This is a genomic window from Streptomyces sp. NPDC002643 (assembly GCF_053592555.1).
Genome location: NZ_JBSFVY010000056.1, coordinates 1 through 23252, shown reverse-complemented (window position 1 = coordinate 23252; position 23252 = coordinate 1). Strand labels below are relative to the sequence as shown.

The 23252-nt window shown below is 68.4% G+C and carries 21 protein-coding genes and 3 pseudogenes; 14 read left to right on the top strand and 10 right to left on the bottom strand.

Annotated features, from left to right (window positions below; all coding sequences use genetic code 11):
- The first annotated feature begins 294 nt into the window (after positions 1-294).
- The 4 genes from ACWD4G_RS43420 (at position 295) to ctaF (ending at position 4439) form a co-directional block, all read left to right on the top strand.
- Entirely contained in the window at positions 295-708 is a 414-nt protein-coding gene (locus ACWD4G_RS43420; RefSeq protein ID WP_451303859.1) for a MerR family transcriptional regulator, read from the top strand.
- 180 nt (positions 709-888) lie between these two features.
- Complete coding sequence (gene nhaA / locus ACWD4G_RS43415) at positions 889-2178, top strand: Na+/H+ antiporter NhaA (protein WP_451303857.1); 1290 nt, start codon at positions 889-891, stop codon at positions 2176-2178.
- Between the two features lie 156 nt (positions 2179-2334).
- The gene (ctaD, locus tag ACWD4G_RS43410) at positions 2335-3999 is read left to right on the top strand and encodes an aa3-type cytochrome oxidase subunit I (RefSeq protein WP_451303855.1); all 1665 of its coding nucleotides are present in this window, start codon (positions 2335-2337) and stop codon (positions 3997-3999) included.
- Positions 3996-4439, top strand: a complete 444-nt coding sequence (gene ctaF / locus ACWD4G_RS43405; protein ID WP_451303853.1) for an aa3-type cytochrome oxidase subunit IV — start codon at positions 3996-3998, stop codon at positions 4437-4439. The genes ctaD and ctaF overlap by 4 nt, the downstream gene beginning before the upstream one ends.
- Here ctaF and qcrB read toward each other — a convergent pair.
- The 3 genes from qcrB to ACWD4G_RS43390 form a co-directional block, all read right to left on the bottom strand.
- Entirely contained in the window at positions 4376-6019 is a 1644-nt protein-coding gene (gene qcrB / locus ACWD4G_RS43400; RefSeq protein WP_451303896.1) for a cytochrome bc1 complex cytochrome b subunit, read from the bottom strand. The genes ctaF and qcrB overlap by 64 nt on opposite strands.
- An 8-nt stretch (positions 6020-6027) precedes the next feature.
- Complete coding sequence (locus ACWD4G_RS43395) at positions 6028-7158, bottom strand: Rieske 2Fe-2S domain-containing protein (protein ID WP_451303851.1); 1131 nt, start codon at positions 7156-7158, stop codon at positions 6028-6030.
- Between the two features lie 370 nt (positions 7159-7528).
- Entirely contained in the window at positions 7529-8002 is a 474-nt protein-coding gene (locus ACWD4G_RS43390) for an SPW repeat protein (protein ID WP_451303849.1), read from the bottom strand.
- A gap of 146 nt (positions 8003-8148) precedes the next feature.
- On the opposite strand from ACWD4G_RS43390, the gene ACWD4G_RS43385 reads away from it, so the two are divergent.
- Positions 8149-9273, top strand: coding sequence for an enolase C-terminal domain-like protein (locus tag ACWD4G_RS43385; protein WP_451303847.1), 1125 nt, complete (start codon positions 8149-8151; stop codon positions 9271-9273).
- A 60-nt stretch (positions 9274-9333) separates the two neighbouring features.
- On the opposite strand, the pseudogene ACWD4G_RS43380 reads toward ACWD4G_RS43385, so the two are convergent.
- The 5 genes and pseudogenes from ACWD4G_RS43380 to ACWD4G_RS43360 form a co-directional block, all read right to left on the bottom strand.
- Positions 9334-9890 (bottom strand): annotated as a pseudogene (locus tag ACWD4G_RS43380) (beta-galactosidase); the annotation flags it as partial.
- Between the two features lie 254 nt (positions 9891-10144).
- Positions 10145-11989: a rhamnogalacturonan lyase family protein gene (locus tag ACWD4G_RS43375; protein WP_451303845.1), complete on the bottom strand. Its 1845-nt coding sequence runs from the start codon at positions 11987-11989 to the stop codon at positions 10145-10147.
- A 331-nt stretch (positions 11990-12320) separates the two neighbouring features.
- Positions 12321-13967 (bottom strand): AMP-binding protein, encoded by a 1647-nt coding sequence (locus tag ACWD4G_RS43370; RefSeq protein WP_451303843.1) that lies wholly within the window; start codon positions 13965-13967, stop codon positions 12321-12323.
- Positions 13968-13975: 8 nt separating this feature from the next.
- The gene (locus ACWD4G_RS43365; protein WP_451303841.1) at positions 13976-14227 is read right to left on the bottom strand and encodes a hypothetical protein; all 252 of its coding nucleotides are present in this window, start codon (positions 14225-14227) and stop codon (positions 13976-13978) included.
- A gap of 9 nt (positions 14228-14236) precedes the next feature.
- Positions 14237-14935, bottom strand: a complete 699-nt coding sequence (locus tag ACWD4G_RS43360; protein ID WP_451303839.1) for a cyclase family protein — start codon at positions 14933-14935, stop codon at positions 14237-14239.
- Positions 14936-15156: 221 nt separating this feature from the next.
- Here ACWD4G_RS43360 and ACWD4G_RS43355 point away from each other — a divergent pair, with 221 nt between their 5' ends.
- The 4 genes and pseudogenes from ACWD4G_RS43355 to ACWD4G_RS43340 all read left to right on the top strand — a co-directional run bounded on the left by ACWD4G_RS43355 (position 15157) and on the right by ACWD4G_RS43340 (position 17949).
- Positions 15157-16101 carry a helix-turn-helix domain-containing protein gene (locus ACWD4G_RS43355; RefSeq protein ID WP_451303837.1) on the top strand — a complete coding sequence of 315 codons (945 nt, stop codon included), beginning with the start codon at positions 15157-15159 and terminating at the stop codon, positions 16099-16101.
- A gap of 424 nt (positions 16102-16525) precedes the next feature.
- Positions 16526-16852 carry a nucleoside triphosphate pyrophosphohydrolase gene (locus tag ACWD4G_RS43350; RefSeq protein ID WP_451303835.1) on the top strand — a complete coding sequence of 109 codons (327 nt, stop codon included), beginning with the start codon at positions 16526-16528 and terminating at the stop codon, positions 16850-16852.
- A gap of 12 nt (positions 16853-16864) precedes the next feature.
- Positions 16865-16993: pseudogene (locus tag ACWD4G_RS43345) on the top strand (IS630 family transposase); the annotation flags it as partial.
- A gap of 185 nt (positions 16994-17178) precedes the next feature.
- Complete coding sequence (locus ACWD4G_RS43340; RefSeq protein ID WP_451303833.1) at positions 17179-17949, top strand: aminoglycoside phosphotransferase family protein; 771 nt, start codon at positions 17179-17181, stop codon at positions 17947-17949.
- A gap of 132 nt (positions 17950-18081) precedes the next feature.
- On the opposite strand, the gene ACWD4G_RS43335 is transcribed toward ACWD4G_RS43340, so the two are convergent.
- A complete protein-coding gene (locus ACWD4G_RS43335; protein ID WP_451303831.1) occupies positions 18082-18663 on the bottom strand; it encodes a hypothetical protein in 582 nt (193 codons plus the stop codon).
- A gap of 406 nt (positions 18664-19069) precedes the next feature.
- Here ACWD4G_RS43335 and ACWD4G_RS43330 point away from each other — a divergent pair.
- The 5 genes and pseudogenes from ACWD4G_RS43330 to ACWD4G_RS43310 form a co-directional block, all read left to right on the top strand.
- Positions 19070-19135 (top strand): annotated as a pseudogene (locus ACWD4G_RS43330) (hypothetical protein); the annotation flags it as partial.
- Positions 19136-19150: 15 nt separating this feature from the next.
- On the top strand, positions 19151-20056 hold the full coding sequence (locus ACWD4G_RS43325; protein WP_451303829.1) for an ABC transporter substrate-binding protein/permease: 906 nt from the start codon (positions 19151-19153) through the stop codon (positions 20054-20056).
- 214 nt (positions 20057-20270) lie between these two features.
- On the top strand, positions 20271-20510 hold the full coding sequence (locus ACWD4G_RS43320; RefSeq protein WP_451303827.1) for a hypothetical protein: 240 nt from the start codon (positions 20271-20273) through the stop codon (positions 20508-20510).
- A gap of 184 nt (positions 20511-20694) precedes the next feature.
- Entirely contained in the window at positions 20695-20850 is a 156-nt protein-coding gene (locus tag ACWD4G_RS43315) for a hypothetical protein (protein WP_451303900.1), read from the top strand.
- Positions 20851-20872: 22 nt separating this feature from the next.
- A complete protein-coding gene (locus tag ACWD4G_RS43310; protein WP_451303894.1) occupies positions 20873-21973 on the top strand; it encodes a pyridoxal phosphate-dependent aminotransferase in 1101 nt (366 codons plus the stop codon).
- A 51-nt stretch (positions 21974-22024) separates the two neighbouring features.
- Here ACWD4G_RS43310 and ACWD4G_RS43305 read toward each other — a convergent pair whose 3' ends face one another.
- Complete coding sequence (locus ACWD4G_RS43305; protein WP_451303825.1) at positions 22025-22918, bottom strand: MurR/RpiR family transcriptional regulator; 894 nt, start codon at positions 22916-22918, stop codon at positions 22025-22027.
- Positions 22919-23252: the final 334 nt, after the last annotated feature.

Here is a 23252-nt window from a genome sequence, read left to right as displayed (position 1 = left end):
CTCATGCCCTGGTCAGGGGTGAGGCGTCACGGTGGACAGACTGCGGCGCCGGGCACCACGGACTCGCGTACGCGCCTCTCCCACAGAACTCGGACTCTTCGCCGGGGGCAGCGGCCCCGACAGGACGGTGGCCGGGCCGCGATGCCCGTACCGTACGAGGAGGAAGACCGGCGGTTGACCGGCCCTCACCATCCGGCACCCTACCCTAACGTTAGGGTAGAGATCGGCGGGCCCGGCGCGGTGCCGTCGGGGTGGACACGGTGCCATCGGGGTGAGAAGGGCCAGGGCAGGGACGTGGGCAGCCAGCACATGCAGATCGGCGAGGTCGCCACACGGACCGAGCTGTCCCTGCGCACCATCCGGCACTACGAGGAGACCGGCCTGGTCGTTCCCTCGGCCCGTTCGCAGGGCGGCTTCCGTCTCTACACCGAAGCCGATGTCGCCCGTCTGATGGTCATCCGGCGCATGAAGCCGCTCGGGTTCTCCCTGGACGAGATGCGGGCCCTGCTGGAGGCCACCGACCGCCTCGACGCCGAGGACACACCCGCCGAGGAGCGGGAGCGGCTGCTGGAGCGGGTACGGGGCTTCGAGGAGATCGCGCAGCAGAGGGTCGCGGACCTCCGCACACAGCTGTCGCGGGCGGAGGAGTTCGCGGACACCCTTCGCGCACGCCTGACACCGGCCACGGCACCGGCGAAAACGGTGTGAGACCACGGTGCTCGCGGCGGACCGCCCTCACCGGGAGCGCTCGCACCGCGGGCCCGGCGCTGACGCCCTGGCGGTTAGTGTGTAAAGAACGCGTCAAGTGGCGCGGGGTGTGCCGGGAAGTCTGGTCGGCGTCGAAGGGGCACATGTGCCCAGGGCTCGATGCGGTGGAGGTCTGCCCGGATGCGTGCCTCCCGTCGTGACCGTTCCGTCTTCCTCGGCCTGCCGCCCTGGCCGGAGCGCGTGCGGGTGGCCCGCGCCCTGCGTACCGAAACGGTCGGCGGACTGGTGCTGCTGGCGGCCGCCGTGGTGGCGCTGGTCTGGGCGAACACCCCGTGGAGCGGCACGTACGAGCGACTGCGCGACGCACGCTTCGGGATATCCGCGCTCGGCCTGGACCTCTCGGTGGGGCACTGGACGGCGGACGGGCTGCTGACCGTGTTCTTCCTGGTCGCCGGGATCGAACTGAAGCGTGAGCTGGTGGCCGGCGAACTGCGGACCCCGGCCACCGCCGCCCTGCCGGTGGTCGCCGCCCTGTGCGGCATGGCGGTCCCCGCCGGTGTCTACCTCGCCACCGTCGGAGTCGGCCGAGGCGGCGCACAGGGGTGGGCGGTACCCATGGCCACCGACATCGCCTTCGCCCTCGCCGTCCTCGCGGTGCTCTCCACCCATCTGCCGTCCGCCCTGCGGGCCTTCCTGCTGACCCTGGCCGTCGTCGACGACCTCGGCGCGATCCTGGTGATCGCCGTCTTCTTCACCAGCGACCTGCACCCGGCCGCCCTCGCCGGTGCCGGGGCCGGCCTGCTCGTGTTCTACGTGCTGCAGCGGTTCCGGGTACGCGGCTGGTGGTGGTACGTGCCGCTGGGCTCGGCGATCTGGGCGCTGGTGTACAACGGCGGCGTGCACGCCACGGTCGCCGGTGTGGCGATGGGCCTGATCCTGCGCACGAACCGCGACGAGAACGAGAACGCCTCACCGGGGGAGCGGACCGAGTATCTGCTGCGGCCGGTCTCCGCCGGGGTGGCGGTGCCGCTGTTCGCGCTGTTCGCCGCCGGAGTGAGCGTGTCGGGCGACGCCCTGGGCGCGGTGTTCACGCGGCCGGAGCCACTGGGTGTCGTGCTCGGGCTGGTGCTGGGCAAGACGGCGGGGATCTTCGCGGGCGCCTGTCTGGCGGTCCGTTTCACCCGGGCCCGCCTCAACCCGGACCTGGCGTGGGCGGACGTGTTCGCCCTGGCGGTCCTGGCCGGCATCGGCTTCACCGTCGCCCTGCTCATCGGCGAACTCGCCTTCACCGACCCGGCCACCGCCGAACACATCAAGGCCGCCGTCCTCGTCGGCTCCCTGATCGCCGCGACGATCGCGGCACTGCTGGTCAAACGCCGCAACGGTGTCTACCGCCGCCTGCGGGAGGAGGAGAACCGGGACGAGGACGCCGACGGCATCCCCGCCCAGGGCACTACGGCAGCAGGGTGATTGCTACCGATCACCAGGGGACGACTGTGACATTCTGGTCAATCCGCTCGTATCTCTCAGTGGGGGCGGTGGCGGAGACGTTCGGGGCGGGCAGTCGGCAAGGCGGAGACATACGGAGGAGCGCCAGGTGAACCCGGGTGAACAGCGGGCCAGGGCATGACCGAACTCACCGAGGGCCGCGCACAGGTCCACCGGCCTCAGGCCCCGCCGCTCGGCCGTGTGCTGGTGCGCTGGACACGCACCACCGATCACAAGGTCATCGGCAATCTCTATATGGTCACCGCGTTCGGCTTCTTCCTGCTGGGCGGGACGCTGGCGATGCTGATGCGGGCCGAACTCGCCCGTCCCGGAATGCAGTTGGTGAACCCGCATCAGTACAACCAGTGGTTCACCATCCACGGAACCATCATGATGCTGCTCTTCGCGACACCGATGTTCGCCGGATTCGCCAATGCCGTGATGCCGTTGCAGATCGGAGCGCCGGATGTGGCTTTCCCGCGGCTGAACGCTCTGTCGTACTGGATGTTCCTGTTCGGCGGCCTGATGGTGGTCAGCGGTTTTCTGGCGCCGGAAGGGGCCGCCGCCTTCGGCTGGTTCGCCTACGCGCCGTTGAACAGCGGGGTGTTCAGCCCGAGCGTGGGTGGTGATCTGTGGACGATGGGTCTGGTGGTGACCGGCGTGAGCACCACCCTGGGGGCGGTCAATTTCATCACCACCATCCTCTGTCTGCGCGCGCCGGGAATGACGATGTTCCGGATGCCGATCTTCACCTGGAACATCCTGTTCACCTCGATCCTCGTTCTCCCTTCCTTCCCCGTGCTGGCGGCGGCGCTGCTGGCACTGGAATCGGACCGGACATTCGGCTCGCACATCTACGACGCGGCGAACGGCGGAGCGATCCTGTGGCAGCACCTGTTCTGGTTCTTCGGACACCCCGAGGTGTATATCGTCGCGCTGCCGTTCTTCGGCATCATCACCGAGGTTCTGCCCGTGTTCTCCAGGAAACCGGTGTTCGGCTATATCGGCCTGGTCGGCGCCACGATCGCCATCACCATGCTGTCCGCCGTCGTGTGGGCACACCACATGTTCGCCACGGGCGCGGTGCTGCTGCCGTTCTTCGCCGCGGCGTCGTTCCTGATCGCCGTGCCGACCGGGGTGAAGTTCTTCAACTGGATCGGCATCATGCGACACGGCTCGCTCTCCTTCGAGACACCGATGCTGTTCGCGGTCGGTTTCCTGGTGACCTTCCTGCTCGGAGGATTGAGCGGGGTGATCATCGCGTCACCGCCACTGGACTTCCATCTCACCGACAGCTATTTCATCGTCGCCCACCTCCACTACGTCCTCTTCGGTACCGTCGTCTTCGCGATGTTCGCCGGGTTCTACTTCTGGTGGCCGAAGTTCACCGGGAAAATGCTCGACGAGCGACTCGGAGAGATCCACTTCTGGACGCTTTTCGTGGGTTTCCAGACGACGTTCCTGGTGCAGCACTGGCTCGGTGAGCAAGGAATGCCCCGGCGCTACGCGGACTATCTGGCGGCCGACGGGTTCACCCTACTCAACACCGTCTCGTCCATCGGTTCCTTCGTGCTGGGCCTTTCGACCCTTCCGTTTCTCTTCAACGTCTGGAATACGGCGCGCCACGGGAAGAGGGTCGACTCCCATGACCCGTGGGGGTTCGGGCGTTCACTGGAGTGGGCGACCTCCTGCCCGCCGCCGCGCCACAACTTCGTGGCGCTGCCGCGCATCCGCTCCGAATCGCCGGCCTTCGATCTGCACCACCCCGACATCAAACAGCAAGAGAAGAGGCGCCACGGATGAGAACGGAAGCCGTGCTCTTCGCCGGTGTGGCGGTGTTCTTCGCGGTCACGGCAGCGAGTTACGCCTGGTTCGCGGCCGACCCGGCAGGGACCGCGTTCCTGGTCGTGGCCTTCGTCATGGCGTCCCTGGTGTCCTTCTTCCTCGTCGTCCAGTACCGACGGCGTGGACTTCGGCCCCAGGACCGCAAGGACGCCGAAGTCGCTTCGAGCACCGGCCCGGTGGAGTTCCTTCCGCCGGACAGCCCCTGGCCGATCACCACCGCGATCGGCTTCGTCGTCGTGGCCCTGGGCGTGGTGTTCGGGCTGTGGCTGCTGCTGATCGGCCTCGGCGTACTGGCGCTGGGTGTCCTCGGAATGGTCTTCGAACACGCGGGACGTCAGGACTCGCCGGGCTCCTCCGCCGGCCGGTCCCGCGCATCGTCCCCCGACCGACCGCGCTGAGCGGACCGCCGGGTGCCCGACTCCACCAGGGAGCCCTCCTCGGCGTCCCCCGGCAACCGCTGGGGGTACGCGGAGGACGCGTACCACGAGTGCAGCGTCGCTCGCAGTCGCGCGGCCCTGCCCGCGGAAGCCTCGGGCTCCTCGGGCGGTGACACCGGCAGGCTCCCCCGCGTCAGGACGAGGCGTTCCTCGGCCCCGACCGGCCGGCGGATCTCCATGTAGCCGCCCTCGATCGTCTGCCGTACGTCACCGGTCTCCACCCCCTCGGCGAGCCGTTCGTGTTCGACGGCCCGCAGCGCCACACAGACCCGCTTGGTCACCAGGAAGGCGAGCACCGGCAGCACGATCACGGCCACGCGCAGCACCCACGTGAGCGCGTCCAGGGAGACCTGGAAGGTCAGTGACACGATGTCATTGGCGCCGGCCAGGAGCAGCACACCGTAGAAGACGATCCCCGCGACACCGAATCCGGTGCGTACGGGCCGGTCGCGGGGCCGGTCGCACAGATGGTGCTCGTGGCGGTCACCGGTCACCCATGCCTCGATGAAGGGGTACGCGTACAGGACCGCGAACAGCGCGCCGGGCAGGACCACGGCCGGCAGGAGCACGTTCCACATCAGGGTGTGCCCGGCGATCACCGTCTCCCACGGCGGGATCAGCCGCAGCGCTCCTTCCAGGAACCCGACGTACCAGTCGGGCTGCGAGCCGGTCGACACCACGTCGGGACGGTAGGGGCCGTACAGCCATACGGGGTTGATCTGGGCGACCCCCGCGAGCAGCGTCAGCACTCCGAAGACGATGAAGAACAGTCCGCTGGACGAGGCCGCGAACTGAGGGACCATCGGCTTGCCCACCACATTGCGATTGGTCCTGCCGGGGCCCGCCCACTGGGTGTGCTTCAGATAGAACACCAGGATCAGATGAACCGTCACCAGGGCCAGCAGCAGACCGGGCAGCAGCAGAATGTGCAGCCCGTACAGTCGGCTGATGATCTCCTCGCCCGGGAACTCGCCGTCGAAGGCGAACATCGCCACATAGGTGCCGACGACGGGAATCGACAGCATGATGCCCTGGGCGATACGCAGGCCCGTTCCGGACAGGAGATCGTCGGGGAGCGAGTAGCCGGCGAATCCCTCCGCGATGGCGAGCACGAACAGCGTCACGCCGATCACCCAGTTCCCCTCACGGGGCTTGCGGAACGCCCCCGTGAAGAAGATCCGCAGCATGTGCACCCCGATCGCGGCCACGAACACGACAGCGGCCCAATGGTGCAGCTGACGGATGAGCAGCCCGCCGCGTACGTCGAAGCTGATGTCCACGGTGGAGGCGAACGCCTCCGACATCCGGACGCCGTCCAAGGGGACGTAGGAGCCGTCGTAGACGACTTCCGCCATGGACGGCTTGAAGAACAGCGTGAGGTAGATCCCGGTCAGAATGAGCACGACAAGGCTGTAGAGAGCCAGTTCCCCCAGATAAAAGGACCAGTGCCCTGGGAACGCCTTGCGCAGCAGCCCACCGGCCTCACTGACCGGGAGACGCCCGTCCGACGCCCATACGGTCCGATCCGCCGCGTCCGCCATCCTCCGTTTCACCGTGCGCGCCTTTGCGCACACCCGCGGTGGCCGGATTCCACGGGGACGCCGTTGGCGCGCAGGACTTCGCGGACGTCCAGGATCAGGGGGAAGACCTCGTGGTTGCGGTCCTCACCCTGCTCCTCCCACGCCCGCTGTTCGGCCTCGACGGCCATACGGTCCTCGGCGAACACCCGCTCGGTGAAGCGCCTGATGAACGGCCAGGCCAGATGGAGAGCGCCGGCGATCCTCGGTTTCTCGATCATGAGCAGGCCGTACGCGTGGCATGTCCGCTGCTCGGCGTCCTCGGGCACGTACGCGGCCCAGAGGCGGAAGGCGGGACGTTCGGCGTGCTCCGGGACCAGATCGAGTGTCTGGTACGGGTACTGCGTACGGATCGTCATGACGTCGGAGGAGTTGCCGCCGCCGACACCCTCCCCGGCCAGCAGACCGGCGCCACGGTTTCTCTTCCCCCCGGCGTGGGTGAACAGGTACCTGGCCTCCACCGACCGCGCGTCGGTCCGGTACCCCAGCAGCTCAGGACGGAGTCTGCCGACGACACCGCGGTGGAGGAACTGGTGGTTCATGTCGAGCAGGTTCTCGTGCATGAACGAGTAGTGGCAGCGCACCGTCCGCGAGAAGGTCATCGTCCGGTAGCGCGGTGAGCGGAAGGCCGGCAGCTCCGGCAGCGGGGTGTCGGCCGCCGCGTTCGGATCGCCCGGGAAGACGAAGACCAGGCCGTACGCCTCGCGGACGGGGTAGCCGCGCACGCCGCGCGGTGGCCGGCCGTCGCCCTGGGACAGGTAGGGGATCTGCGAGATGCGGCCGTCGCCGCGATAGGCCCACGCGTGGTAGCAGCAACGGAGCGTCTCGCCCTCCACGACGCCCATGCTCAGCGGCACCTGCCGGTGGGCGCACCGGTCCTCCAGAGCGTGCACGGTGCCGCTCCTGCCTCGGTAGAGCGCGATGCGCTCACCGGCGAACGCGGTGGCGACCACCTGGCCGACGGGCACCTCGCGGGACAACGCGACCGGATACCAGAAGTCCGGGTTCGCTCCGACACGCCTCAGGTCGATGGTGGCGGTGTCCGGGTCGCGGTGCCCCGAGCGCGGACCGCTGCGGGCCCCGTCGGTGTCCGTGTCGGTCATACCTCTCCCTCGAATCGGGGTCACCGGCATGGCCAGTTCCACGTCACACCCGGCATCACCGACCAGCCCACCAGCCAGGGGCCCGCCGCCTCTCCCATCCTGGCGGCCTTCCGCATCCCATGTCGTGCCCGGCACGTCCGGAGGGGTGAGCCGCCCGCAAGCCTTCGGCGTTCGTACGACTGGTCCGCACCACGCGGTCACCGAGCAGCCCGCTGATCATCCTCACTCAGGAGCCGGTCCCCGTCGGAGGGCCGCTGTCCGCGCGATAGCAGTACGGTCCGAAGCGAGGCAGTCGTAACACCGCATGACCGCTCCCGAGGTCAAGCGCGCCGTGCCACGGAATCCTCGGGCACGACACGCTCTGCCTCACCTACTGGAACTGCCCTGCTTGAGGCCGGTTTCTCGAACCGCGCCGATTGACGCCGATGGTCAGGCCCGCGGCGGCCAGACCGAGCACGGTGATCACCGCACCGGCCCAGCAGTTGCTCCAGATGACGCCGGCCCGTGCGCTGTGATCGGCGGTGACCACCCACGGGGAGAGCAGCAGCCACACTCCGAGCGGAGCAGCCGCCCAGGCGACCCGGAACATCCTTTCCGGAGCGATGGTGAGACCGAACCCCATCACTCCCACGGTGATGCCGACGATGAGGTTGTTGACGGTGATGTTCGGCTCATCGGTGAAGTGCACGACCCAGGGAGAGATCGCGGCGTAGACGCCCGCGAGGAGAAGCAGCCCCTCGATGGCGACCGCCCGTCCGCTCGACGCCGTGCGCTCAAGCCTTTCCCGCATCTCCGCCAGTTCGGGATGCGCGCCTATGTCACTGGAGTGCTGTGGATACGCCATGGCGGTCGTCTCCTCTCCACGAATGTGGTCCCTGTAGGACAAAATCCCCATTTATGTCCTTTTTATCCGTGTGGGTGCCGGTGTCTTACGGGTGCCGGGGGTCACCCGGTGGAGACAGCGGACAGGTGCGTCCGAAGGAGCTCGTCATGGCGCTGGTCGCGGGTATCGACGGGGTCGACGTGCACGTCTTCGAGGTGCCCACCGACGGACCCGACGGCAGGGAACAGGACGGGACCCTGGAATGGGACTCCACCACCATGATCCTCGTCCTGGTGCACGCCGGAGGCAGGACCGGGCTCGGCTACACCTACGGCGATGTGTCCGTCGCCGCCTTCGTGGCCTCCGAGCTCGCTCCGCTGATCCAGGGAGAAGACCTCACCGCCCCGCCGGCCCAGTGGCACCGCATGGGGACGCAGATCCGCAACGCGGGTCGCCCGGGCGTCGGGGCCATGGCCGTCTCCGCCGTCGACGTGGCGCTGTGGGACCTCAAGGCGAGGCTGCTGGACCTTCCGCTGATCCGCCTCCTGCCCGCCTACCACGACCGGGTACCGGTGTACGGCAGCGGCGGGTTCACGAACTACCCGCTCGACCGGCTCACCGGGCAGCTCGCCGGACGGGTCGCCCAGGACATCACCCGGGTGAAGCTCAAGACCTCACGCGAGCCCGAGCGGGACCCGCAGCGCCTGACGGCCGTACGCGAGGCGATCGGCGACGGGCCGGAGATCTTCACCGACGCCAACGGCGCGCTCTCCCGCAAGGAGGCCCTGTACTGGGCGTGCAGGTTCCACGAGGAGTGGGACGTGCGGTGGCTGGAGGAGCCCGTCGGCTCGGCCGACTTCGAAGGGCTGCGCATGGTGCGCGACCGGGGCCCGGAGCGCCTGGAGATCGCGGCGGGGGAGTACGCGTTCACACCGCGTGACTTCGTCAACCTCGTGGAGCCGCCGCCCGTGGACTGCCTCCAGGCCGATGTCACCCGCTGTGGCGGCATCACCGGCCTCCTGGAGGTCGCCGGCCTGTCGGCGACCCGGGACGTCGACCTGTCCGCCCACTGCGCCCCGGCCCTCTCCGCCCACGCCTTCTGCGCGATACGGCGGCTGCGGCACCTGGAGTACTTCCACGACCACGTCCGTGTCGAGCGGCTGCTGTTCGACGGCGCCCTGTCGCCCGACGCCGGTGCCCTGCGCCCCGACACCGGGCGCCCCGGTCTCGGCCTGGACGTCAGATGGGCCGACGCCGAGCCCTACCGCGTGTACGGGACGCGACCGGATTGACCGGACTGACCGGGCTGACCGGGCTCGCCAAGGGGAGTACTGGCCGGGACGCCGATGGCAGAGCGCGACGGCCCAGCGCCAGTAGTCCAGTGCCTCGATGCTGAAGTTCACCATGAAGTCGGTGGTGGCCGGGATGTCCGGCGCGGCGCGGTGGAGCACATCGCGTTCGGCGGTGAACAGCGACAACAGTTCGTCGGAGCAGAAGCGGCGCCAGTCCAGCCGGTGGGCCGGGCTGGGCGCGGCTCCGGTGGCCGGGGCGGCAGGATCTCCTCCCAGTCGTAGTACCACTGGCTCCAGAAGGTCGTGCCCCAGGCGTGGTTGAGCGCGCCCAGGTCGCCCGCGTACGTCGCGCGCAGCCGGCGCCGGAAAGCCGCCGCGCTCTCGTCGCGGTGGCACTCGGCGTTGTGGCAGCCGTACTCGTTGTGCACGTGCCACATCACGACCGCCGGGTGGCCGGCGTAACGCCGGGCGAGTTCGCCCGCGATGCCCAGCGCCGCGGTGCGGTACGCGGGGCTGGACGGGCAGAAGGTCTGGCGGCTGCCGTACGACAGTGTTCGACCGTCGCGGTCGACGGGCAGCGCCTCGGGGTGGGCGCGGAAGAACCAGGCGGGCGGGGCCCGGATTCGACGACTCCGGGTGGTCGTCGGTCAACACGCCCCACACCTGGAACGCCGTCGACGGCCTCAACGGCACCTCCCTGGGCACCCTGAGCAGCGGTGACCGCATCTTCCGGTGGGCCGACATCACACTGCGGCAAGGCGAGAACACGGTGGAGGTGACCGCGACCGTCAACGGCTCCACGCACACCGACAGCGTCATCTGGACGCTCGCGCTGTTGCCGGACACTTCTTCGGCCGGCTGCCTGTCGGTGTCAGGGGGCGTAGGCGATGTTCGGCCGGGGCGGTGTGGTCATGCCGGCGCCGAGGAAGTAGTCGACGTGGTGGGACTGCATGTAGCCCTTGAAGGTCATGGCGTTGCGGTAGGCGGGGTTGTGCGTGAGTGTGTAAAGGCGCGTGGTGGTGGGCTGGTTGGTGGTGAAGATGATCAGCTCGTCATAGGTGGCGTTGGTGTACACCGCCTCCTCGCGCCAGTCGCCGAGGATGTCGCCGACGAGGAGGGGGTTGATGCCCTGGGAGGCGTTGACGGCTCCGTAGTTCCAGGTGCTGACCAGTCGGGGCACGCTGCCGGTCGACGTCGGGTTCAGCGGGTCCCATTTCTCGATCTTGCCGTCGTTGAGGAGCTCCGCGGTGAGGTCGCCGTCCCACCACAGGCCGAGCTGGGGCCAGGGGCGTTTGGAGGTGTCGGGTTCGGCGAGGGTGTTGGTGGGCGCGTTGTACAGGCCGGAGAAGGACCAGACCTCCATGCCGGGGTGGCGGGAGTCGATGTCGGCGGCCATACCGCGTCCGACGTCGGCGGGGCCGCCGCGGTGCTGCCAGATCAGGGCGCCGGTCGAGGCGTCGTAGTAGTACTCCAGCAGTCCGCTGGGGTTGTTCTGCTGGACGCCGTAGCCCTCCAGACTGGGTCGGCTCGGGTCCATGTCGGCGATGTGGAATCGGTCGCCGTGGACGATGCCGCTCGGGCCCATCGAGTAGCGCAGGGTGCCGTCGCCGCCCAGGACGAACCCGATCTCGGCGATCTCGTCGGTGCCGTCACCGTTGACGTCGATGGCGCGGGTGTTGTGCCCGTCGGGTGCGTCCTGGCTGTCGCGTTGCCAGGTCCACTGGCGGTCCAGGGAGCCGACGTCGTACTTCCACGCGCCGATCATCAGGTTGAACGCCCCGTCGTCCCGCCGGTTCTTCATGAAGGCGACCAGGCTGGGAGTGCTGCCGTCGAGGTAGGCCACGCCGAGGCGGGCGGCGAGCGGGCCGTCGGAGAGATAGGTGGCCGGGATCGACGAGTACCGGCTCAGCGCTCCGGTACGGCCGTCCAGGACCGCCATCCACTGCTGTGAGTCGTCGGCGTGTGTCCAGGTGGTCCCGTCCCCGAAGGTGACCCCGTCGGCGATCTTCAGGGCGACCTCGGCGTCACCGTCGCTGTCGAAGTCGTAGACCGTGACGCCGTCCCAGTTGCCGACGTCGATCGTGGCCGAACCGGGCTCGATGTTGTCCTGGTTCACGCTGTTCGGCCCGAGGCCGACCTGCCAGAGGAAGGTCCCGTCGCTGCGGTAGGCCTCGATGGACTGCGGTGAGGTCTGCCGGTCGATCACGTAGTCGTACTCGCCGTCGCCGTCGAGGTCACCGACCCAGAGGAACTTCACCGCGCCCCCGGAGCGTAAGGGGAGGCGGACTACGGGTTCGGTGGCGTGGTTCGCGGTGAGGGTGAAGGCCGAACTGGCGGTCTGCTCCTGGCCGTTCACGACCGGGGTGACGCGGTAGCTGTTGTCGCGAGTCAGGTCGGCGGTGGTGTCGGTGTAGTTGGTGCCGCCGGTCAGGACGCTCGCGTTGAGTCTCGTGTAGGTGCCGCCGGCGGCAGAGCGGTACACGTTGAAGCCGATGCCCTCCGGGTCCAGGCCCAACAGCCGCCAGGAGACGAGGACTTGGGCGGAGCCGCTGCGGACCGCCACGACTCCGCGGCCGAGGTTCTCCATCACCCGCGCGGCCTGCACGGTCGTGTCCGCGGAGGCGGGATCGGCGGGGCCGACGGCGAGGGCGGAGCAGAACGCGAGGGTGGCCGAGACGACGGCCGCCGCTCCACGGGATCGTAATGTCGCGAGCATGACAAGCCCTTTCGCTTGGTGGCGCGGTGGCGCGGGCCGGGTGGTGCGGCGCGATGGTTCTGTCCGTGCGAGAGGGGGGCGCTGATTGGTTAAGCGCTTCCATTGAGGGGATGGAAGCACTGAAGCGTGGGCGCGTCAAGGTTGCTGGAGGGGTGAGTGGCGGCGAAGTACCTCAAGCGGAATTGAGTGAGAAATACCTGTTCACCGCCATCCATAGACCGGTTCGACGGCACACCACTGATCACTGAAGGTCCGGCCGAGCCAAGTTCACACGCCTGAAAGCGTTTACATCAAGTCGTGTGACCCGGCCGACGCCGGAACCGAGGACACATCAGCCCCGCAACGCGCGACGCAGAATCTTGCCGGTCACCGTCTTCGGGAGGTCTTCGCGGATCTCGACCTGGCGCGGGTACTTGTACGCCGCCATCCGCTCCTTGCAGTGCCGGACGAGTTCCTCCGGCGTGCAGGAGTGGCCGGACTTGAGGCTGACGTACGCCTTGACCGTCTCGCCGCGCTTGTCGTCGGGGACGCCGACGACGGCCGCCTCCCGTACCGCGGGGTGTTCGGCGAGCACGTCCTCGACCTCGCGGGGCCAGACCTTGTAGCCCGAGGCGTTGATCATGTCCTTCTTGCGGTCGACGATGAAGATCCATCCCTGCTGGTTCATGAAGCCGACGTCGCCGCTCTTGAGCGCGCCACCGGGCAGACCTGCCGCGGTCTCCTCGGGCTTGCCCCAGTAGCCGGCGACGACCTGCGGCCCTTCGGCGACGATCTCGCCGATCTCGCCGAGCGGGATGTCGTTGCCCTCGTCGTCCTGGATGCGCACGATGGTCGACGGCACGGGGACACCGACCGAGAGCGCGCCCGAGTTCGGGTCGACGGGGGAGCCGGTGCCGAACGGGGTCGCGGTCATCGGGCTGGTCGTCTCGGTGAGGCCGTAGGCGTTGTGCACCCGGAGCCCGGTCGCGGCCAGGAACGCCTTCTCCGCGCTGGGTGAGATCGCGGCTCCGCCGGAGTAGAGCGATGTGAGCGAGCTGAACTTCTCCTGGGCGAAGTCCGGGTGATGGAGTAGCGCGTTCAGTGCCGTGATCGCCCCGATCGTGTACGTCGGCCGGTGCTCGACGAACGCGTCGAGCACCACGCCCGGTTCGAAGCGGTAGGCGAGCACGAGGGGCATCGGAGCCAGGAAGCTGATCGCGACGTGTCCGATCAGTCCGGTGATGTGGAACAGCGGCGCGATCCCGAACACCTCGCCGCCCGGCCGGAAGTGGAGAAAGTCCCGGTACACCGTGGCGTTGAACACGACATTCCGGTGGGTGTTCATCGCTCCCTTCGGGACCCCGGTGGTGCCGGAGGTGTAGGTGAGGAAGGCGATGTCGTCCGGCCCGAGCCCCACCGGGGGCGGGATGCTCCCCCGGTGCTCGGCGATGAACTCCAGCAGGTCCCGGGTCCCTTCGTGGCGCTGCCGGGTCACGCCGGAGAACAGCCGGGCGTCGTCGCGGGTCTGATAGTCCAGTTCGCTGGTGGTGAGCACGGCCTCGACCGGACTGGCCGGTACGACGTCCCGGCCCACCTCGTCGTACAGACTCTCCAGGCACACCAGGACCTTGGCGCCGGAGTCCGCGAGGAGATAGGTGAGTTCGCGGGCCCGGCTCATCGGGTTGACCGAGACCATGAACCCGCCGGCCTTCCACGCCGCGAGCATGCAGACCAGGAACTGGGGCACGTTCTGCAGATAGACCGCGAGCCGGTCGCCGCGGGCGAAGCCGAGTCCGCGCAGGCCGACGGCGAGCGCGTCGCTCTGGGCATCCAGCTCCGCCCGGGTCACGACGCCGTCGAAGTAGCGGATCGCGACGCCGTCCGGGTCGGCCGCCAGGCCGGCCCGGAACATCTCCAACGCGTTGGTGTGTTCGAGGGGAAGCTCGTCGGGCTGGTCGCCGTACCGGGCGAGCCAGGGGCGCTGATCGTAGACGGACATCGGCGGCCCTACTTCACGACGATGGGGTTGACCGGGGCGCCGCTTCCCTTGGCGATCTTCAGCGGAGCCGCGGCGTAGAAGAACTCGTACGTGCCGTCCTCGGCGCAGTCCTGGGCGAGCGCCTCCAGGTCGGCGATCTCGGTGAAGGTCACCCCGAGGTTGCGCATCAGGGCGCTGTGCAGCGGCAGCACCACGCCGTTGTTCGGGTCGGCGGTGACCTCGTTGGCGATCGTGTCGGTGACCAGGTTCGGGATCTCCATGTCGGCGAACTAGTCCACCAGTTCGGGGCTGTAGACGAGGCCGGGCTCGCAGAAGCCGTCGTAGAACTTGTCGCCCAGGTCGAAGAAGAGTTGCAGGTAGTTGGTGCGGATCAGCGGGATGTCGCGCTTGCGGAGCTCGACGCCCTGGTGGGCCGCGCAGGCGAGCAGGTCCTCGTGGCTGAAGGTCTCGGCGGTGTCGAGGTTCTTCTTCCCACGGAACCGCGCCATGTCGAGAAGCACGCCGCGGCCGACGACACCGCGCCGGGCGATCGGCTCGACGCTGGCCCTGTCCATGCCTCCCACTGTGGTGCGGGCGTCGTACCCGTTCCAGATCTTGCCGCCGTACCAGACATGGCCCAGGGCGTCGTACTGTGTCGAGCCCTGCAGGAAGGCGTCGATCTTGTCGTCGGCGTAGTGCAACCCGCCGGGGAACTGCGGCGCGTCCTTGCTGTCCCAGGTGGCCTCGTCCATGATCTGCGTGCGGACCGCAGGGGTCCGGCCCGGCCACACCGGGTCGCCCTTCGGGTCGCCGATCAGCCGCTGGATCGTGAAGACCTTGCCCGAGCGGATCAGCGCGGAGGCGGCGACGACCTGCTCAGGGCCGAGGTAGTTGAGGCCACCCACCTCGTCGTCGGGACCCCACTTGCCCCAGTTGCTGGGCGATCGGGCCAGCAACTCGTCCAGGCTGGGGGCGGCGTTCTGGGACATGGTTCCTCCGGGTCACTCAGGCGTTGCCGGGATGCGTGGCGCCTCCACTCCGGGCTCCATCCCCGAGTGAACGGCGTCACATCGGAAGTGAAACGCGCCCTACTGGTCCAGGTCGCGCGCCGGGGCGCATAGTTGTGTCGTCAATCCGCACAACCGGCCCCTCTCCGGTTGCCGCCTGCCGGCCCAGCCCTGTGCTCGGAAGCGAAAGAGGGCACACCGCGATGTATCAGATCGATGGCCTGGTCACCGGCGACCGGGCGACCGCGGGCGTCAGCGCCCAGGACGCGTGGCGGGACTGGTGCAGCGACGTGCACGGCGAGTTCGGCATCGACTTCCCCGCGGAGTCCTACCGGGGCCGCGTGATGCGACAGCGCACATCGACGTACCAACTCGTGTCGTGGACCGGCGAGTCCGAGCACGTGCGTCGCGAAGCGCGCGGTATCCGCCGCGATCCACGCGGCCACTACGAGCTCTTCGTCCCGCTGAGGGACCGGTTGCACGTCGGCAGCGACTCCGTGGACCGAGCACTCCAGACCGGGGAAATGGCCCTTGTGCCCATCGATGCGCCGTTCCACGTCGCGCACGCCGATGGAGCGGCCGCGCTCACGCTTCTCATCCCGTTCGAGCGGATCGATCAGCGTCTCGGCCTGGTCGCGCCGCGCGGACAGCGGATCGTCGGACGCAAGGGCCTGCCGGGCGTCACCCGTGACCTGCTGGTCAGCCTCATCCGGGAGCGCGACCACCTCTCCGGTGCCGAGTTCGACTCGGTCTGCGACCGGATCGTGGACCTGTTCTGCCTCGCCGCCGCCGGCGACGAGAAGATGCCCTCCACAAGCGGCACCACGGCGGTACTCGACGCCGTACGCCGGTACGTGCGCGAACACGTCACCGACCCCGACCTCTCCGTGGCCGCGATGTCCTCGGCGATCGGCTGGTCGTCCCGGTACATCCAGGCTGTACTCGCCCGCGAAGGCACCACCGCCACCGAGCTGATCCGTCACGAGCGGCTCGACCTCGCCCGCACCAGACTGAGCTGCCCGACGTTCGCCTCACAGAGCATCGCCGATGTGGCCGCGTCGGTCGGCTTCAGCTCCCCCAGCGCCTTCAGCAGCGCGTTCCGGCAGCACTTCGGTACCTCACCGCGCGAGGTACGCCGGCAGATCTGACCCGCGGCGCCTCCCGCACCGACACCTTCCACGGCGCCCGCTGTCGGCGCCCGGCCCGTACGCCGGCAGGGAGGGAGGTGAGGTACATGTGATGGCGACGCCCTCGCCGTAGATCTATCCGGGCAATGGGACGACCTACGTGCTCAACGCCGCGACGGCCCCTCGCGAGCCGGATACCTTCCTTGGACGATGCGCGGGTCTCGCCGGACACCGACGGCTGTCATCCCTGCTGCGGCAACATCTGCCGCACCGAGAAGAACATCGACGGGGACGGCGGTGACGAGCCGCCGTGACGTCAAGGCCCTTCGGAACGGGCGGGATTGGCCGTTCGCATGGCGAGTCGTGGGGCGACTTCCCTAGGCTGCGCCGGCATGAGGGGCGGCGTCCGCGACCGCCTCACGGAGGCAGGAGCGGGAGAGCACGAGTGGAGCCCTACAGCAGGCACGGCAAGTTGGTGCGGGACCGGATTCCGCAGATCATCCGCGAGGACGGGGCCGAGCCGGTCACCTACACCGCGGGCCGGGAGGAATACCGTGGTCGGCTGCGGGACAAGCTCGGCGAGGAGGTCGCCGAGTTCCTTGAGGCGGATGAGGACTCGGCGCCGGAGGAACTCGCGGACGTACTGGAGGTCGTGCGCGCGCTCGCCGCGGACCTGGGGATCGACGCGGATCAGCTGGAGAAGATCCGTGAGACCAAGGCGGCCGAGCGGGGAGGCTTCACCGACCGGATCGTCTGGACGGGCAACCGCTGACCGCAGGCCGTTCTGCAGCAGATCGTGTGGCGGGGCAGCACCAGTTCGGTGCGGTCCGGCGTGCGAGGCTGCTGCTGGCTGCGGTGGGCCGGGAACCGGGTGCCGGTGATTGCGAAGCTGGTACGGGCTGATGAAGACACCCAGGACCTCCCGCTGACCACGCTGACCGTGAAGTGGAGCATGTACGGCCGCGCGTCCTTCGCGCTCCCGCGAGCCCGCATCCTCACACCGCCCTGACCTCGATCACCGACAGGGCCGGATGCGTCGCGTGCGACGTCGAGTAATCCACGTGTCCCCTCCTCGGCTGAGCGGGTAGCCTCTCGCGGGTGGCGAACGAGGACGTGTTGCAGGATCACGCTCATCGGCAGGTCGTGCGAATCGGCGACACGGTCCGCAGACCCGTTCAACCCTGGACTGAGACAGTGCACGCTCTGCTGCGCCATCTGGAAGCGGTGGGTTTCACGTGTGCTCCGAGGGTCTTGGGGTTTGACGAGGAGGGCCGTGAGGTCCTGACCCATATCGACGGCGATTCAGGCCCGCTGGGCTGGGCCAGGGTCGTGGAGGACGAGGGTTTGAACGCCTTCGCCCGGCTGCTGCGCGACTACCACGACGCGACCGCGGACTTCCGCCCGCCGGCCGGAGCGGCCTGGGCGGCCGGGCCGGACGTGCCCGCCGCCGGTGACGTGATCTGCCATGGTGACTTCGGTCCATGGAACGTGGTGTGGCAGGGGTTCCGGCCTGTGGGAATCATCGACTGGGACTTCGCCCGCCCGGCGGCACGTCTGCACGATGTGGCCTACGCACTGCAGTACGTCGCACCGTTCCGGGGCGATGCCGAGTGCATGCGCTGGCTGCGCTTCCCGCAACCACCCGACCGTCGTCACCGCCTGGAACGGTTCTGCTCCGCCTACGGACTGTCCTCCACCGAGGGCATCGTCGATGCCGTCATCGACGGACAGCAGAAAAACATCGATCAAGTACGCCGACTTGCCGACGCCGGCCACCAGCCCCAGGCCACATGGGTGGCCGAAGGCTATCTGCAGGACCTCGAACGCAAAGTGGCATGGAGCCGGTCGCACCGGCATCTGTTCCGGTAACGGCTCCCCGCCGTCACGAGATCGGAGATCGCTGACAGAACCAGCGGAGCCCAAGGAATGGGCTCCAGCGCACGGAGTTCTCGACAGGTCCTTGGAGTTGCCGACCCGACTACGGCCGGCGCCGGCCGAGGCTCACGCCAAGAAGTCCTCGATCAGCTCAGCCGGGTTGGCGGCCTTGGTGGCCTCCTCCTCCCAGCCTGGGCAGTCCATGTCGAACACGACCACGGGCAGTGGGCGGCCGAAGATTCTATCGATGGTGCCGCTCGCGTGGAGGTAACGGGCGAGGTCGATGACGGCGTCGTGGAAGTGGAGTTGGAGGCGGTCGGACTTGGCGCGGATCTCATCGTCCTCCAGCGTCCGACCGAGATCGAACTCGCCGTCGTACCAGATGCCGAGGTTCCTGACCTCCTCCTCGTAGAGCGGGCCGCCGGCCTGGTCCTCAGGGACGTTGCCGAGCTTGTCAAAGCCGTTGAGGAGCCAGAAGGCATAGTTCCAGCGCACCTCCCAGGGATCGCAATTCCGGCGTATCCCATCCTCGTACTGGCTCTCCGTGTTGTAGCCGATGTCCACGTAGGGGTGGCGGTCGTCGGCGTCGATGCGCCAGATGTTGAAGGCCAGGACGTATATCTCACGCTTCAACTGCTCGGGGACGCGCTCCAGGATGCCGGTGGCGGCCTGCCGCAGATGCGTCTGGAAGGTCTTGTGTTGCGTCACAGCAGCAGCGTCTCACCCACCCGCCCCGAAGGTTCCACCGCCGTGGCTCCAGCCCTGGGAATGCATCGCCCCCCTGTCAGCGGTGTCCGTCGAAGAGAAAGCCTCGGTCGGGTGATCACTGCCGATCGCGGGCACGCCCATACCCCCCGTCAGCCCATCGCCCGGCCGGACGGCGCCAACGCCACGGCTCGGAGAGCCCGTGCTCACCCCCAAGGGGCCCTTCTCACCAGCATTCTGCATGAAACATTGCCCTCCAATAACTCAACGCAATATACCTTGCATATCGGCAGGGTCGTAGCTACGGTTCGGTCTCAATCCCAGCGGAACTCGCAATGACGCGCTTATCTCAGCAGACCCCCTTATTTCGCTACGTAACGTCACCAAATAGTTTGGCGACCAGCTCGTTCTGGACGGCATCGACCTGGACGTCAGTCCGGGCGAGGTCGTCGCCGTCATCGGCCCCTCGGGGTCGGGCAAGTCCACCGACTTGATCGACAAGACCTTCACCAAGGAGCCGTACGGCGTCGGTGTGAAGAAGGGCGACAACGACTTCGTCGAGTTCATCGACGAGACGTTGCAGCAGGCGTTCGACAACGTGCTGGCCGCACTCGTCTCAGTCGCCGCCGGGGCGGCCTTGGCCGTGGCCAGGGTCAGCCCGGTGGCCCCGCTACGCACCTCGGCGGCGGTCTATGTGCAGCTTGTCCGCAACACCCCGCTGACAGTGGTGTTCTTCCTGATCGTCTTCGCCGCACCTCGGGTGGACCTCACGGCGCCGAGCTACTTCCTCGCCGCTGTCGGCGCGCTGGGGCTGTACACGGCGGCATTCGTCGGTGAGGCGCTGCGCTCGGGAATCAACGCGGTCGGGACCGGGCATGGCGAGGCGGCCCGCGCCTTGGGACTGCGCTTCGGCCAGACCATGCGCCACATCGTGCTGCCCCAGGCCGCCCGGGCGGTGCTGCCCCCGCTGGGCAGCACATGGATCGCGCTGGTCAAGAACTCCTCGATCGCGGCCGGCTTCGCCCTGACCGAGCTGACCGCCACCAGCCAACGCATCGCGTTTCTCGCGCCGCAGGCGGTCGTGCCCGCTCTGTTGGTCATCGCGCTTGCGTACCTGCTGATCACCATTCCTCAGGACTCGCGGTGGAGTGGTACGAGCGAAGGACGGCGGCCTGATGGACACGACTGGACTCTTCGACCTCCCGGGCCCCCGCACCCGCCGGCGGATACATGTCGCCACAGCAGCCGCCCTCGTCGTCCTGGCCGGGCTGGTGGCCCTGCTTCTGATCCGCCTCGAAGGCCGGGGTCAGCTGGAGCCCGAACGCTGGGCCATCCTCTTCGATCCCGCGACCGGCGTTCCCGGCACACTGCTGGACGCCTTGCGGTCCACCCTTGAGGCTGCTCTCCTCGGCATGGTCCTCTCCCTGGCGGTCGGGACCTTGCTCGCGGTGGGGCACGGCTGTCCCCGAAGCGATTCGTACGCTGGCCCGCGACGATCCTCGTGCAGTTCTTCCGCGGAGTTCCGCTGCTGCTGATCCTCTTCGCCTACCTCGCCCTGACCCACCCTTGGTCTGGACATCGGCCTGCTGCCCACGCTGCTGCTCGGCCTGGTGGCCTACAACTCGACCGTGCTGTGCGAGGTCTTGCGCGCGATACGCCGCATGCTTCCGGCCATCGTCACCCAGTTGGTCATCCTGCTCAAGGACACCTCGCTGGGCTTCGTGATCGGATACGCCGAGCTGCTGCGTTCCGGCCGCACGCTGGTGGAGTTCTACGGCAACCGTTACGCGCTGCAGGGACCGCAACACCCCGGTCCGGACCCGGCGCCTCTGCTCGGGTCGATCCGCTGACTGCCGCGGAAGGCAAGGCGAACTCCTGATCGTGGGGGCGCCCGTCTCGCCAGGCGCCCCTGCACCAGCCCCGTCGTGTGGCGATGCGCGAGCCCTTGTTTGCAACAAAAATTGCAGTTCATCTCCAATATGCAAGTTTTAATGGCGTGCCGTACTTTGGTCCTCGTGAAGGAGTCGTGGGCTCGTGACGATGCATTCGGTGACACTGGCCGCCAATGAAACGCTGCAAGCGCGGCGCGCTGCGGGAGAGAAGGCGCTGCACCTGGGCTTCGGCGAAGCCGGGCTGCCGGTCCTGGACTCGGTCGGCGCGGTGCTGGCCGGGGCGGTCGGGCGCAAATGACTACGGTTCTGTCGTTGGGTCCCTGGAGGCGCGTGAGGCGGCTGCGGGATGGTTCTCCCGGCGGGGCCTGTCGACGCGTCCGGAGCAAGTCCTGTTCGCGCCGGGGAGCAAGTCACTGCTGTTCGCGCTGCTGGCCGCGCTTCCGGGGGACGTGGTGTTGCCGTGCCCCTCCTGGGTGGGCTACGCGGCCCAGGCCTCGCTGCTCGGCAAGCGGACCATTGATGTGCCCATCCCCGCGGAGGCAGGCGGTGTGCCCGATCCCGCGGTACTGGAGCAGGAACTCCGGGAGGCGCGTGAGACCGGTGCGCGTCCGGGAATTCTCGTGCTGACCGTCCCCGACAATCCGACCGGCACCGTCGCCCGGCGCTCACATGTCCAGGCGGTGTGTGAGATCGCGGAACGCTGGGGCCTGGCGATCATCGCGGATGAGATCTACCGGGAGCTGGTGCACGACGGGGTGGCTCCCAGCGCGACAGAGTTCCTGCCCCAGAACACGATCGTGACCACCGGCCTGAGCAAGTCGATGGCGCTGGGGGGCTGGCGGATCGGTCTGGCCCGGGTGCCGGACGGTGAGTGGGGGCGGAAGCTGCTCTCGGACCTGGTCGGTGTGGCCAGTGAGATCTGGTCGAGCCTGGCGGCACCGATGCAGGCGGTGGCGGCTCATGTGCTGCAGGACCCGCCCGACGTGCTGAGGCACATCGAGCGGTCGAAGAGGCTGCACGCCGCGGTCGCGCGGGCCGTGCACGCGGAGTTCGTGACCGCCGGTGCCGTGTGCCGCGAGCCCAAGGTCGGCTTATACCTGTACCCCGATTTCGAGCCGCTCCGGGCGTCTGGGCGCCCTGGCCGGGAGCGCCGGCAGCTTGAGAGTCGGGGCATCACCGGCGGGGCGTCCCTGGCCACAGCCCTGCTGGAGCGGCACGGTGTCGGTGCGCTGGCAGGCGAGGCGTTCGGTGACGCCGAGGACGGGCTGCGGGTGAGGGTGGCGACGAGCCTGCTGTACGGGGAGTCCGAGGCGGAGCGCCGGCAGGCACTGAACAGCGCGGACCCGGTGGCGCTGCCGTGGATAGCGGCGTCGCTGGAACATCTGCGCGGCGCGTTGGGAAGCCTCACCGAACAGGGCTGAGCCCGGCGGGAGGTGGAAGGGGGTGGCTCGGCGCTGCCCCCTTCCACCTGCTCACTTGCCGGGGGCGGTGTACACCGCGAACTGCTCCAGTAGTTGCTCCTCTATGAGGAGGGTCGACCGTGCTTCATGACCGCGCGCTTGCGCCACGCCGGTTGCCAGCGCCTGGACCAGGGATGTGAAGGCGGTCATCGAGCGCAGAACGGACGCGCCTGCGGCGTCGACGTAGAAGACATGGTCCGCCGTGGTCGCCAGCGGGGATGAAGGGTTGTCGGTCAGCGCCACGCAGCGGGCACCGCGTGAGCGGGCCCATTCGGCCCCCTTCACCGTCTCCGCGCTGTAGCGGTGGATGGAGATGGCGACGAAGCAGTCGCCCTCGCGGACACGGCGCAGCTCGTCGGTGAGGCTCCCCGATGAGCCCGTGAGGGTGTGGACCTCTTCGCGCAACATACGCAGCAGGTAGCCCAGGAGATAGGCGGGAGCGTGGCATTTGCGCAGCCCCAGCACGTGAACGCTGGGCGAGTCCGCCAAGGCGGAGACCGCCCCTTGCCAGGTTTCGGGGTGGATGCGGGCAAAGGTACGGGCAATATTGGCCTGATCAAGGGCGACCGCCCGTTCGAGGGGGTCGCTTCCCTCCGCGCTGAGCTGCTCCAGGTGGTTGTAGCGGTTCAGCAACTGAGCCTGCTCGCGCAGTTGTTCACGGCACAGCCGTGTCAGCCCGGGGAAACCCTCAAGTCCGAGCGCGTTGGCGAACCGTACGACGGTCGCCTCGTTGACGCCCACGGCCGAAGCCAGCTCGGAGACCGTCATGAAGGCCACACCCTCGGGGTCGGCCATGACGCGATCGGCGAGCAGGCGTTGTGATCGAGTCAGGGTTGTTCCCCGCCGGCGCAGCTCGGTGAGGAACTCGTCGTAGGACCGGGGGGGAGACTGCGGTCGGGAGGCCATGCCTGGATTCTCTCCTAGTCGGGGCGAGTGACAGACCGCCGGGCTCGCCGGGGGCGGGTATTTCGTACTGCCGGACGGCAACTGGCAGCCGACGCACCCATGTCATGGGCCCTCCGTCAAACCCGGCCGAGCCTCACCTTGCATCGGTAGCCATACACGAGAATGCTCGTGACACTTGCAAACTTAGCACTAGATGCAATGCTCATTGCGAGATGCAGCGTCTCAAGGGCTTCGCTCGGCTTAGACGTCGTCTCATTTGGCGCGCTGGGTAGTCTGCCCGTGTGGTGATGGTCGAGCGCATGGTGCCGGATGAGTTGTGGGAACTGTTCGAGCG